The sequence below is a fragment of the Orbaceae bacterium BiB genome, from assembly GCA_036251205.1.
Classification (GTDB): domain Bacteria; phylum Pseudomonadota; class Gammaproteobacteria; order Enterobacterales; family Orbaceae; genus Orbus; species Orbus mooreae.
In genome coordinates this window covers 1,802,233-1,814,839 of sequence record CP133958.1, presented here as the reverse complement: position 1 = coordinate 1,814,839, position 12,607 = coordinate 1,802,233, and the positions used below count along the sequence as shown (strand labels likewise).

The 12,607-nt window shown below is 36.4% G+C and carries 10 protein-coding genes; 7 read left to right on the top strand and 3 right to left on the bottom strand.

Annotation, left to right across the window (positions count from 1 at the left end; genetic code table 11):
- Positions 1–4: 4 nt before the first annotated feature.
- Both rlmD and relA read left to right on the top strand, forming a co-directional pair.
- Positions 5–1,354, top strand: coding sequence for a 23S rRNA (uracil(1939)-C(5))-methyltransferase RlmD (rlmD, locus tag RHO11_08505; protein ID WVD60536.1), 1,350 nt, complete (start codon positions 5–7; stop codon positions 1,352–1,354).
- Complete coding sequence (gene relA, locus RHO11_08500; GenBank protein ID WVD60535.1) at positions 1,341–3,587, top strand: GTP diphosphokinase; 2,247 nt, start codon at positions 1,341–1,343, stop codon at positions 3,585–3,587. The genes rlmD and relA overlap by 14 nt, the downstream gene beginning before the upstream one ends.
- Positions 3,588–3,702: 115 nt before the next feature.
- Here the strand turns inward: relA and folA are convergent, their stop codons facing one another.
- A complete protein-coding gene (gene folA, locus RHO11_08495; GenBank protein ID WVD62873.1) occupies positions 3,703–4,194 on the bottom strand; it encodes a type 3 dihydrofolate reductase in 492 nt (163 codons plus the stop codon).
- 18 nt (positions 4,195–4,212) lie between these two features.
- Positions 4,213–5,283 carry a glycosyltransferase family protein gene (locus RHO11_08490; protein ID WVD60534.1) on the bottom strand — a complete coding sequence of 357 codons (1,071 nt, stop codon included), beginning with the start codon at positions 5,281–5,283 and terminating at the stop codon, positions 4,213–4,215.
- Between the two features lie 224 nt (positions 5,284–5,507).
- Between RHO11_08490 and RHO11_08485 the strand changes: the two genes are divergently transcribed.
- The 5 genes from RHO11_08485 to priA all read left to right on the top strand — a co-directional run bounded on the left by RHO11_08485 (position 5,508) and on the right by priA (position 11,407).
- Positions 5,508–6,968: a sulfatase-like hydrolase/transferase gene (locus tag RHO11_08485; GenBank protein ID WVD60533.1), complete on the top strand. Its 1,461-nt coding sequence runs from the start codon at positions 5,508–5,510 to the stop codon at positions 6,966–6,968.
- A 2-nt stretch (positions 6,969–6,970) separates the two neighbouring features.
- The gene (locus RHO11_08480; protein WVD60532.1) at positions 6,971–7,594 is read left to right on the top strand and encodes a LysE family transporter; all 624 of its coding nucleotides are present in this window, start codon (positions 6,971–6,973) and stop codon (positions 7,592–7,594) included.
- A 136-nt stretch (positions 7,595–7,730) separates the two neighbouring features.
- Positions 7,731–8,582, top strand: a complete 852-nt coding sequence (locus RHO11_08475; protein ID WVD60531.1) for a neutral zinc metallopeptidase — start codon at positions 7,731–7,733, stop codon at positions 8,580–8,582.
- Positions 8,583–8,710: 128 nt separating this feature from the next.
- Positions 8,711–9,166, top strand: a complete 456-nt coding sequence (locus tag RHO11_08470; protein WVD60530.1) for a DUF1097 family protein — start codon at positions 8,711–8,713, stop codon at positions 9,164–9,166.
- 51 nt (positions 9,167–9,217) lie between these two features.
- A complete protein-coding gene (priA, locus tag RHO11_08465) occupies positions 9,218–11,407 on the top strand; it encodes a primosomal protein N' (protein WVD60529.1) in 2,190 nt (729 codons plus the stop codon).
- 102 nt (positions 11,408–11,509) lie between these two features.
- On the opposite strand, the gene fbaA is transcribed toward priA, so the two are convergent.
- The gene (gene fbaA / locus RHO11_08460) at positions 11,510–12,589 is read right to left on the bottom strand and encodes a class II fructose-bisphosphate aldolase (GenBank protein ID WVD60528.1); all 1,080 of its coding nucleotides are present in this window, start codon (positions 12,587–12,589) and stop codon (positions 11,510–11,512) included.
- Between the last annotated feature and the right edge of the window lie 18 nt (positions 12,590–12,607).

Genomic DNA, 12,607 nt, shown 5'->3' with positions numbered 1-12,607 from the left:
AATTATGGTTGTATTTTATTCTGCTCCCAAAAAAACGGTATCTAAGCCAACAAAAATGACCTTGCATATCGATAGCATTGATGCTTTCGGTCAAGGAGTTGCACGCCATCATGGTAAGACTATTTTTGTCAAAAATGCCCTGCCAACAGAAGATGTTGATGTTAAAGTAACCGAAGATAAAAAACAGTATGCTAAAGCAACGGTATTAAAATATTTACGTAAGAGTGATCAGCGTATTATACCTGCTTGTATGCATTATAGTGTCTGTGGTGGCTGTGAAATGCAGCATATACCAAGTAAAATGCAGCACCATATAAAGGCTCAGGCATTTAGTGATCTATTTTATAAAGAGGCCGACTATCAGATTGCGATTGAAGATATTCAGGTTCTTGCAGCAGATTCTTATCACTATCGTCGTCGTGCTCGTTTAGCACTAATACTTGATAATGATCATTTATTAGTTGGTTTTCGTAAACTAGAATCAAACCAAATTATTGATATTAAAACGTGCCCCGTTTTAGTTGAGCCATTAGAGAAATTACTTTCACCACTAAAAACCTGTTTATCGAGTCTCATTGATAAAAAATCATTGGGACATGTTGAACTTATTTATGCTGATAGTGATACTATTATGGTATTGCGGCATGTCCGCCCCTTGTCTGAAAATGATATAGCAACGTTAATGGTATTTGCTCAGCAGCAGCAAATCTCATTGTATCTGCATGGCAAAGAGTTAATACATCTTTTTGGGCATACTGAGCACTATTATTATATCAATGCGTTAAAATTGACGTTTAGTCCACTCAATTTTATTCAAGTAAATAGTGATGTAAACATCAAGATGGTTCGGCAGGCACTTGATTGGCTATCCCCACAGGAAGATGACCATATCTTGGATCTCTTTTGTGGCATGGGTAATTTTTCTCTACCATTAGCAGAAATGTGTCAGCGTGTAACTGGAGTGGAAGGCGTTACAGAATTAGTTGAAAAAGCACAACTAAATGCGGTATTGAATGCACCGTATTTACTAGGTAATGTTCGTTTTTTTGTTAGTAATCTTGATGACGAACAGGCTAAAATTGAGTGGTATGATAGCTCAATTAACAAAGTATTGCTTGATCCGGCAAGAGCTGGAGCCTTACAAATAATGGATAAAATTATTGAACATTCTCCTTCCCATGTGGTCTATATCTCATGCAATCCTGCAACATTGGTTCGAGATAGCAAGAAATTGATTAACTCTGGTTATGAAATTGCTCAAGCGGCTTTCTTAGATATGTTCCCACAAACTAAACATATTGAGTCAATGTTGCTGTTTACAAAATTAGGAAGAAAACAAGATGGTATCAATTAGAGAAGCACATCATCATACGAATGAGCGTTATACCTTAGCGCAATTTGATGCGGAGCGTTGGGCTAAGCAAATATTATCTTTAAATAAGCCTGATGCTTATGAAAAATTTAAAGCAGTATGGGGCTTTTGTTTTGAAAGTAGCGCGGGCTATGCTGAGCAAGATCACTGCTTTGAAAATGCGATTGAGATGGTTGAGATATTATCTACGCTCAATATGGATGTGGACAGTCTGTGCGCGGCATTTTTATTTCCATTTCTCGATGCGAAAATTATTCGCCGAGAAGATATCAGTGAGGTATTCGATCGCGAAATTTTGCATCTTGTTTCTAGTATTGTACGGATGAAAGAGATTAGGCAACTACGAGCCGTAAGAAACGGCAGCGCTACACTCGAGCAGATTGATAGTATTCGTAGAATGTTGCTTGCGATGGTGAACGATTTCCGTAGTGTGGTCATCAAGCTTGCAGAACGAATCATGTATTTGCGTGATTTAATTGATGCACCAAGAGAGATGCAAGTTTTAGCTGCTAAAGAATGTTTTAATATTTATGCTCCACTCGCTAACCGCCTTGGTATTGGTCAGCTAAAATGGGAAATTGAAGATTTCTGTTTTCGTTATTTACAGCCTGATGAGTATCGCTTGATTGCTAATAAGCTACACGAGAAACGGATGGATCGTGAACGATACATTAATGATTTTGTGAATAATTTACAAAAGTTGATGGAAAAAGATGATATCCGAGCAGAAGTTTATGGTAGGCCAAAACATATCTACAGTATTTGGCGGAAAATGGAGAAAAAGCATTTACAATTCGAAGATCTGTATGATATTCGGGCCGTGCGAATTATTTGCGAGCGTGTTGAAGATTGTTATGCTGCATTAGGCATTGTACATAGTCAATATAAGCATATTGCCAAAGAGTTTGATGATTACGTCGCTAATCCTAAGCCAAATGGTTACCAATCGATCCACACTGTTGTGTATGGTCCACAAGATAAAGTTATCGAAATCCAAATTCGTACTGAGCAAATGCATAATGATGCTGAGTTAGGAGTCGCAGCCCACTGGAAATATAAAGAGGGTAGTACCGATAAAGTGACAGCTTACGATCAACGTATTAGTTGGTTGCGTAAATTGTTAGCTTGGCAGCAAGAGATGTCGGAAAGCGGCGAGATACAAGAGCAGATCCGCAGCCAAGTCTTTGATGATCGGGTGTATGTTTTTACTCCTAAAGGTGATGTTGTTGATTTACCGACAGGTTCGACGCCACTTGATTTTGCATATCATATTCACAGTGATGTCGGTCATCGCTGTATTGGTGCAAAGATTGCAGGTCGTATTGTGCCTTTTACTTATCAGCTTAAAATGGGTGATCAAGTTGAAATTATCACACAAAAACAGCCTAATCCTAGTCGTGACTGGCTAAACCCAAATTCAGGATTCGTCAATAGTAGCCGGGCTCGAGCTAAAATTCAGGCTTGGTTTAAAAAACAAGATCGTGATAAAAATATCGCAGCTGGTAAAGAGATCCTTGATAATGAATTGGCGACTCTGGGGATCGCAATAAAAGATATTGATAAACTGTTAGTGAATAGATATAACGCCCATACATTTGATGAGGTACTAGCAGGAATTGGTAGTGGCGATATCCGAATTAATCAATTGACCAATTATCTTAATGCTCAATTTAATAAACCGACTGCGGCAGAAGAGGATCAAGCTGCTTTAAAACAGCTAACACAAAAATCGAATACTCAAGGGAAAAATAGTAAGAAAAACAGCAGTGAAATTATTATTGATGGCGTGGGTAATTTGATGATGACTATGGCGAAATGCTGTCGTCCGATCCCAGGCGATAATATTGTCGGTTTTATTACCTTAGGTCGTGGTATTTCGATTCACCGCAGTGATTGCGAACAGCTATTGGAATTAAAAGATCATGCACCAGAGCGGATTGTTGAAGCCGCTTGGAATAGTCAAAATATTAGTAGTTATACAATGGTACTTAGAGTTATTGCTAATGATCGTAATGGTTTATTGCGAGATATTACGACCATTTTAGCTAATGAAAAAGTTAATGTACTAGGTTTAGCTAGCCGTAGTGATGTGAAACAACAAGTGGCTACCATTGATATGGATATGGAAGTGACGAATCACGAATCATTAAATCGAGTAATTAATAAATTGACTCAGCTGCCAGATGTCATTGAGGCGAAGCGATTAGTCAATTAGAATTTCGTTATTTTCTTGTTGTAATGCGTGATTTTAGTATAAAAATGGTATTTATAACTTTGTATAATCAATTTGAGCTAATCGTTACATCGTATTAGCTCAAATTGATTTTGATTTAATGCACTTTATCTAGAATCTCAAAAGTATAAGCGTACTGATTTTTTTCATCAGCTTGATGTTTTTCACAAAATATACTCTGCCAGTCGGCAAGAGCGTAGTAATCTGGAAAATGGGTATCCCCTATAAGATCTGCCAAAATATGAGTTAAATAGAGACGATTAGCATAAGGTAACGCTTGTTGATAAATATTACCCCCTCCAATAATCATAATTTCCTCATCATTTTTAACTAACTCGATGGCTTTTTCTAATGATGATACCCATGTTAGTTGTGGATTATCACTAGTTTGTGGTGTCCGACTAATAATGATGTTGTGTCGATTTGGTAGTGGTCGACCGATTGATTCAAAGGTTTTTCTACCCATAATAATCGGCTTATTGAGGGTATTTTTTTTGAACCAAGCAAGATCAGCGGGTAGGTGCCATGGCATTTGGTTATTTAAACCAATGACTCGATGATTTGCCATCGCGACGATAAGACTTATGATCATAATTGCTCTCTTTAATTATATTGCATATCCCAATGCTTTAATGCGTTGCTGCACATGATATGGAAATTCAGTTTGTTGCCATAATCGTTTGCTTAATGAGACTAAGGTCTCTTGTTGTCCTGAAATAATCCATTTTGCCAGCTCGGTTGCGACATCTGGATAGATAACCGCTGATGGAGATGGTTGTGTTAACCAATGCTCGATAGTCTGTTTATCTAAGGTATGCATTACTGTTGCTAAATTGAGTTGAGCTAAACAATCGCCGTTATACAGTTGCTCAAACTGACCTGCAACGGGTTTAGTGAGAATTTTTTTACCGAGCACTAGGGCTTCTGAAATAAGTGCAAACCCGGTATTAGCAATAATTCCAGAGCATGATGTGACTGCATTAGTAAATACATCGCGGCTTAATGGTTTCAGTTTGATCTCATTATTGGTAGCTTCAAGCTTTACATCAGGATGAAAGCATTCAAATTCATAATTCTGGCTAAATGGGATAAGATTATTAATAATATCTTCAAGTGATTCGAATGGTAAATAGACAACAATTTTGCCATTTTCTGGCTTGCAGACTAAAGGATCAATCATCGGTGGGACAAGTGCATGGCCAAAATGAAACCAGTGTAGTCCAATTGGATTCGTTACTGGTGCGTAAAACTTCATAATCGTATTGGCAATAACGCCGTACTCTTTTGGTTTTAAATATTGGCAGACAGCTTGATTACTAATACCGATGCTTTCTCGCCCTTGATGATGTGCAGCCCAAGCACTAACCGGTTCAAAGTCACTAATGATCGTATCATATTTTGCTAGATCCAGTTCACGAACATCTTTAATTAAACGAAATGCTTTAATTCGTTGCACTGTTTTACGTAAATTAATTTTGCCATTTTTGGTTGCAAAGCTCATGCCTTCATAAACTTTATAATGGCCAAAAGCATCCATATCAAAGTAGTCTTTAGCATCGCGGCCACTAAAAATATAGTCTACATCGGCACCTGCAGCACTGAGTGCTTTTGCTAATGTTCGACATCTGCTGACATGTCCATTGCCAGTTCCTTGTACGCCAAATAAGATTTTCATCATGTTCCTTATTATATTTTATCTGATGTAATCACTCTGATATTATCATATCAGAATCTCGCTTCTTTTAGATACAATTGAGATACGATAAAGTGTAAATAAGTTATAATCTTCGGTAAATTGAAGGTTATTAAAGTGATCTTCTTGGTGTAACTTGATTAAAAGCTGCCTCTTCGAGAACGACTAGTATATAATACCGGCATTAGAAATTATGATAATTGTATATTATGTTAGCGCTATTTCCTGTTAATGCTTGGATTGTTTTCCCATTATTAATTATTTCCATTGTTCTGGCCTCTTTATTTACCTCGAAAAAAGTAAAATTGTTCATTATCGTTTTAATGACATGCTTTATTGTTATGGAGCTTATTTCTATTTATTTTAGTGGCGGGTTTGTTAATTATCAGTTTTATGTCAACTTAAATGTTAATGATATTATTGAAGGGCTATCAATCTTTAAGTTACAGGCATTACTTGCGATTGTTGTCTTTTTTATTTTAATCTTTTTATTACTTAAATTTGCTACGTTATGCCAGAAAAAAATATCAGTAATTATTCGCTTAATTGTGTTGGTTGCTGCTATTTTTTCATTAAATTACCAAAATGGCCCAATTAGTAAGCTTACTGAGATATATCATATTGTAACTGCACCTAAACTCTCTTTTCCAGAAGCGTTAAGTGAGATGAATTTAAGTGATTACCCACTTAAAGATCAGATCGAGACGACAAAGGGTAAAAATATTATCGTCATCTCATTGGAATCATTTGAACAGGGTTTTTTAGATTTACCATCGATTACGCCAAATCTAAATCGACTCCGTCAAAAATATACTTTCTATGGTGATATTCCAATGGGGACTGGGAGTTCATGGACAACAGCATCAATGCACACGTACATGACAGGTCTGCCATTACTTGTCGGAGGGATGAATACGACCCCATTGAGTGATATTTCTCAAACCAATATAGTCAGTTTAGGTGATGTGTTGCACAAAGCAGATTATCAAACACGTTATATTATTGGTAGTCCGACGTTTGCTGGTATTGGGCATATTATTTCGATGTTTGGTATTGATATTATTAGTGAAAAAAATTATCCAGGTGAGTATCCAAATGCACCATTTGGACTGTATGACAAAGATACTTTTGATATTGCGAAGAAACAAGTGAATGAACTCTCTGCAAGTGATAAACCTTTTGCTCTCTTTATCTCGACCATTTCTACCCATGCACCAAATGGGTTTTATGATGAACGTATGAAAAGTGTTATTGATGATTCACAAGATGATATGTCGTTTGCTGCGGCATCTCTTGATTATAATTTAGGACAATTTATACAATTTTTAGAAGACAAAGGGGTATTAGATAATACTGTATTTTATATCTTTCCTGACCACTTAATGATGGGGTCAGGAACTAAAACTATTGCAGAATTATCAAAGCAAAAACGTTTTTTATATGTATTAACAAATGCTAATGCTAAAGATTTGGCCAGTTATGCATCCCAAGAACATAATATATATCAAATTGATTTACCGAGAATCATTTTGAATGGTGCCGAGGTTAAAACGAATGCTCGTTTTTGGACCGATAGTTTTACTATTGAGAATGGTGATAATCGGGCCGAATATGTTGAGAAATATATTACAAAAATCGCAGCCTTGAATCGAGCGGCTGGAGTAGAATAAATATGAATTGGGATCTTCTTTTTGTTGCTGCAACGGTTAGTTTTCTAGGTATGATTTCACCTGGACCTGACTTTTTTCTGGTTGTTAAAAATAGTTTAAGTCATCATCGAAAGTACGCAATGATGACATGCCTTGGTGTTGTAATGGCGATTTTTACCCATATGATTTACTGTGTGGCGGGAATTGCGATTATCATTAAAGCGACACCATGGCTATTCACTTTGTTACGTTATGCTGGGGCATTTTACTTAATTTGGATTGGTATTAAAGCTATTTTAGCCAAGGCTAGTGGTTCTACCTATATTGGTCAAGATTCGCAAAAACATAACATAACGTATAAAAAAGCGTTTTTACAAGGCTATTTGTGTAATTTACTTAATCCCAAAGCTACTCTATTTTTTCTAGCAATTTTTACTCAAGTTTTAGCGGTTGACTCTTCTTTAACTGATAAGTTAGCGGTGGCATTTATTATCTGGCTTGAGGCCGTAATATGGTGGCCATGTGTTGTGACAGTTTTTCAATCCGAAATGATTCAACGTCGTTATTTTAAAATTCAATTTATTGTGGATAAGTTATTCGGCCTTATCTTAATTGGCTTGGGCGTTAAAGTAGCCTTAGGTATTTGATTTGTTATAATTATGGTGAAAAGTAATATTAACTTATTAATATTATTCGTTTTATATGTTTTTTTATTGCTAATAAGTAGTATCGATTTTATTTATAAACTAGAATAGTAGTACTTATTTTTAATAGGGACAGTTTATGCGCTGGCAGAATAGGAAAGGTAGTAATAATATTGAAGATCGTCGTTCACAATCAAGTTCACGGTTTCGTACTGGTGTTCCATTAAAAGGTAAGAGTGGACTAGTGCTATTAATCGTTATTGTTGTGGCGGGTTATTACGGTGTGGATTTAACGGGTTTATTAAATAGCCAAGTTAGTTCTTCACAATCGAATTCTTATGCGACCTCAACAGTACAAGAACAAGAGGCCGCTGAATTTACCTCTATTATTCTGGCAACGACGGAAGACTATTGGGGACAAGAGTTTCAAAAACAGGGTAAGAGATACATTGAACCTAAACTAGTGATTTATAATGGTGCGACAACCACGGGTTGTGGTACCGGGCAATCGATCATGGGACCTTTTTATTGTAGTGTTGATAGAACAGTGTATCTTGATTTATCTTTTTACCAAGAGATGAAACAAAAACTCGGTGGTGGTGGCGATTTTGCTCAAGGCTATGTGATTGCTCATGAAATTGGACATCATGTGCAAAATTTATTAGGTACTTTTGCTTATGTTGATCGCTTAGGCCAAGGACAATCAAAAGCGGTGAAGAATAAACTCTCCGTCAAGCTTGAGTTACAGGCTGATTGTTATGCTGGACTTTGGGGGCATGCAATGAATAATGAGAATATTTTAGAAGTTGGTGATCTTGAAGAAGCATTGAATACAGCGCAAGCAATTGGTGATGATCGCCTGCAACAACAGAGCTCAGGAACGGTTATGCCAGATAGCTTTACTCATGGTACTTCTGCACAACGTTACCAATGGTTTAAGCAAGGGTTTGATAGTGGCAATCTTGCCAGTTGTGATATTTTTTCACAATAGATGTGATTCCATTACGAACCACGATAAGTGACAAAAAATTGGAAATATGACTGATTTTTTATTTCCAATAAAATGAATTATTGAGCCAGATTATGGCTCAATTTATTTGAGGAAATGGAAAATCTATTATGACAAAAACTGTTTTTTCTGCGTTAATTATAGCATTATTAGCTGCTCTATTAGTATGGTTAAGTGCGTATCTTAAATTACCCTTTTGGTTCTGCTTACTAAGCAGTGCACTATTTTTTGCTTCTCCACAATCAAATCTGTTGGGATTAGTTACGACACTATTTACTGCTCTTTTAGGTATTCTATTTGGGGTAATTTATTTACAATTTAGCCCCTATATCGCTACTTTTCCTTATAAAATGGAAGTGATCGTTGCGGTAATCGTTTTTCTTCTCTTCTTAATTACGCAAACACAATATTTAAAATATTTTGCTTGTGCATTGATCACTTTATCATTACTTGTTCTACAAAATGGTGATTGGATATTGATTTGTCAATCCGTAGTCATTGGTATTGTGTTTGGATTTGTTGCTCGGGCGATCAGCTTACTTATTACCGGTAAAAATCTTAATTAGTAAAAATATGTTACTATAGTCACCTATTTTTTATTATTCTCACGATTAACTATGCTAGTTGCTAAAGTTGCACTGCCGATAAAATTACACCAAGTATTTGAATATATAGTACCAGAGGAGCTGCAATCTTCAGTATCCATTGGCTATCGAGTTAAAGTACCTTTTGGTAAGCGTCATGCTATTGGGATTATTACAACTGTTAGTGATAATAGTGAATATGATATTGATAAGCTGAAAGTTATTGATGAAGTTATCGATAACTGTTCTCTATTTTCTCATGAACTTTGGCAGTTTTTATTATGGGCTGCAGATTATTACCATTATCCTCTTGGTGAAGTTTTATTTCATGCGATACCGGTTTTATTGCGGCAGGGCCGTCCTGCCGCAATTAGCGAGACTTTAGTTTGGCAATTGACCGAACAGGGTAAAATTTTTGATAGTAAACAACTTTCACGTTCCGTAAAACAACAAGCACTACTCAATGCGATGCAAACTAATCAAATAATTGAGGTGGATCATTTTTCTGCTGCTATTTATAACGGACTACATCGTAAAGGTCTGATTGATAAAGTCGCTATCTCGACAGAAGTTATTGATTGGCAAAATAATATTTTATCTCGTCCTAGCCCTTTTCAGTTGAATGAAGAGCAGCGGTATGCAGTGGATGAAATTAATCAGCATCTTTGTCATTTTTCAGCATTTTTACTTGATGGTGTCACTGGTTCTGGCAAAACTGAGGTTTATCTACAAGTTATTCAGGCTGTTATTGAACAAGGCAAACAAGCATTGGTTCTGGTGCCAGAAATTGGATTAACCCCCCAAACGATTCGACGTTTTAAAGAACGCTTTGATGTGCCAATTGTTATTTTACATTCAGCAATGAGTGAAAAAGCACGTCTTGCTGCATGGTTACAATGTAAAAGTGGTGAAGTCGCGATTGTTGTTGGTACTCGTTCTGCGCTATTTAGTCCCTTCGATCATCTTGGTATGATTATTATTGATGAAGAGCATGATTCATCTTATAAGCAGCAGGAAGGATGGCGATATAATGCAAGAGATTTAGCCATAGTACGAGCTAAAATTGATAATATTCCCGTTATACTTGGTTCCGCTACGCCATCGTTGGAAACGCTAAATAATGCCAATAGTCAGCGCTATCATCATCTACATTTAACGGAGCGAGCTGGCAATGCACAGCTCGCTAAACAGATGATTTTAGATATTAAAGGGTTAGTATTATCGGCAGGTTTATCACAACCGCTTATTACTCAAATAAAAAAACATTTAGCTAATGATAATCAGGTATTGTTATTCCTCAATCGTAGAGGATTTTCTCCTTTACTTATTTGTCATGATTGTGGCTGGATAGCAGAGTGCCCTCGTTGTGATAAACCTTTTACTTATCATCAAAAGCAGCATAAATTAATTTGTCACCATTGCGATACTCCTAGAGTCATTCCTGAGCAATGTCCAAAGTGTGGTTCAACACATCTTGTACCGATTGGTTTTGGTACTGAACAATTAGAGAAACAGCTCAATTTACTTTTTCCAGATGTTCCAGTTAGCCGTATTGATCGTGATTCAACGAGTAAAAAAGGCGCACTGGATAATTATTTACAGAATATTAATTTAGGCGGTAAACATATTTTAGTCGGTACACAAATTCTAGCTAAGGGGCACCATTTTCCTGATGTGACTTTGGTCGGTATTATTAATGTTGACGGTGCTCTGTTTTCTAGTGATTTTAGAGCAACAGAACATTTTGCACAAATTTATACGCAAGTATCAGGCCGAGCAGGACGAGAAAATAAGACTGGAGAGGTAATACTACAGACTTACCATCCAGAGCATCCATTACTAAATATTTTATTACAGCAGGGATACCAAGCTTTTGCCGCTCAGGCACTACAAGAAAGAGAAATGACTCTGCTACCACCATTTAGTTATCAAGCTTTAATCCATGCAGCAGATCGTAATAATCAACATGCACCACAATTTTTGCAAAAAATAGAGGATTGGTTAAAACGGCAATTCGATGATTCATCTTTATGGTTATTTGGCCCAAGTCCTGCTAATCAAGTGAAAAGAGCAGGTTACTATCGTTGGCAGTTTTTACTTCAGCATACTCAACGAACCAAACTACAAATGGTATTAAATCAGTTAGTTTCTGTTATTGAACAGTGGCCTGAAGGGAAAAATATACGTTGGAGTATTGATATTGATCCTATTGATGGTTGGTAAGGATAAATAATTATTAATAACAATCAAATTTAATGATGTTCTCGTTTGAATAAAAAAAGCCTCGATATTTATCGAGGCTAGAGATTTAAGAACGATTAAAACTTATAATACATCAACAGCATTAAGTTCTTTAAACGCTGACTCTAAACGAGCAATCATTGACTCTTCACCTTTACGTAGCCATACGCGAGGATCATAGTATTTTTTGTTTGGTGAATCAGCACCTTGTGGGTTACCTAATTGACCTTGTAGATATGCTTCGTTTTCTTTATAGTAATTTAATACACCTTCCCAGTTTGCCCACTGAGTATCAGTATCGATATTCATTTTAACAACACCATAACTTACTGCTTCAGCAATTTCTTCTGGAGTTGAACCTGAACCACCATGGAATACAAAGTTTAATGGTTTATTCGGTAGACCAAATTTATCAGCAACAAATTTTTGTGAGTTATCAAGAATTTTTGGCGTAAGTTTGACATTACCTGGTTTATAAACACCATGAACATTACCAAATGCTGCAGCAATAGTAAATTTAGGGCTGATTGCACTTAATCTTTCGTAAGCGTAAGCAACATCTTCTGGTTGTGTATATAATGCAGAACTATCCATATGGCTATTATCGACGCCATCTTCTTCACCACCAGTACAGCCTAATTCTAACTCAAGAGTCATTCCTAATGATTTCATACGAGCTAAATATTGGCAGCATAGATCGATATTGTCTTTTAAACTTTCTTCAGATAAATCAATCATATGTGATGAGAATAAAGGTTTACCTGTACGTGCAAAATGTGCTTCACCCGCATCTAGTAGACCATCAATCCATGGTAATAATTTTTTTGCACAATGGTCAGTATGAACTAGCACTGGCACACCGTACTTTTCAGCAACTAAGTGAACGTGTTTTGCACCAGATACAGCACCAAGAACAGCGCTGCCTTGACCTTCTAATTTTAGACCTTTACCAGCGATAAATTGAGCACCACCATTAGAGAATTGAACAACTACAGGTGCACGAACCTTAGCAGCAGTTTCAATTACAGCATTAATTGTATCAGTATTAACACAGTTGACAGCAGGTAATGCAAAATTATTGTCACGAGCAATTTGGAAAAGTTTTTGAACATCATCACCGGTGACAACGCCTGGTTTAATTACATCTGAAATCTTAGTCGTCATTATTTTTTACCTATTAAT

What these genes read in the sequence shown, in the direction of transcription:
- priA (WVD60529.1), top strand. Translation starts at nt 9,218, where the DNA reads ATGCTAGTTGCTAAAGTTGCACTGCCGATAAAATTACACCAAGTATTT.
- RHO11_08470 (WVD60530.1), top strand. Translation starts at nt 8,711, where the DNA reads ATGACAAAAACTGTTTTTTCTGCGTTAATTATAGCATTATTAGCTGCT.
- RHO11_08480 (WVD60532.1), top strand. Translation starts at nt 6,971, where the DNA reads ATGAATTGGGATCTTCTTTTTGTTGCTGCAACGGTTAGTTTTCTAGGT.
- RHO11_08485 (WVD60533.1), top strand. Translation starts at nt 5,508, where the DNA reads ATGTTAGCGCTATTTCCTGTTAATGCTTGGATTGTTTTCCCATTATTA.
- relA (WVD60535.1), top strand. Translation starts at nt 1,341, where the DNA reads ATGGTATCAATTAGAGAAGCACATCATCATACGAATGAGCGTTATACC.
- rlmD (WVD60536.1), top strand. Translation starts at nt 5, where the DNA reads ATGGTTGTATTTTATTCTGCTCCCAAAAAAACGGTATCTAAGCCAACA.
- RHO11_08490 (WVD60534.1), bottom strand. Translation starts at nt 5,283, where the DNA reads ATGATGAAAATCTTATTTGGCGTACAAGGAACTGGCAATGGACATGTC.
- RHO11_08475 (WVD60531.1), top strand. Translation starts at nt 7,731, where the DNA reads ATGCGCTGGCAGAATAGGAAAGGTAGTAATAATATTGAAGATCGTCGT.
- fbaA (WVD60528.1), bottom strand. Translation starts at nt 12,589, where the DNA reads ATGACGACTAAGATTTCAGATGTAATTAAACCAGGCGTTGTCACCGGT.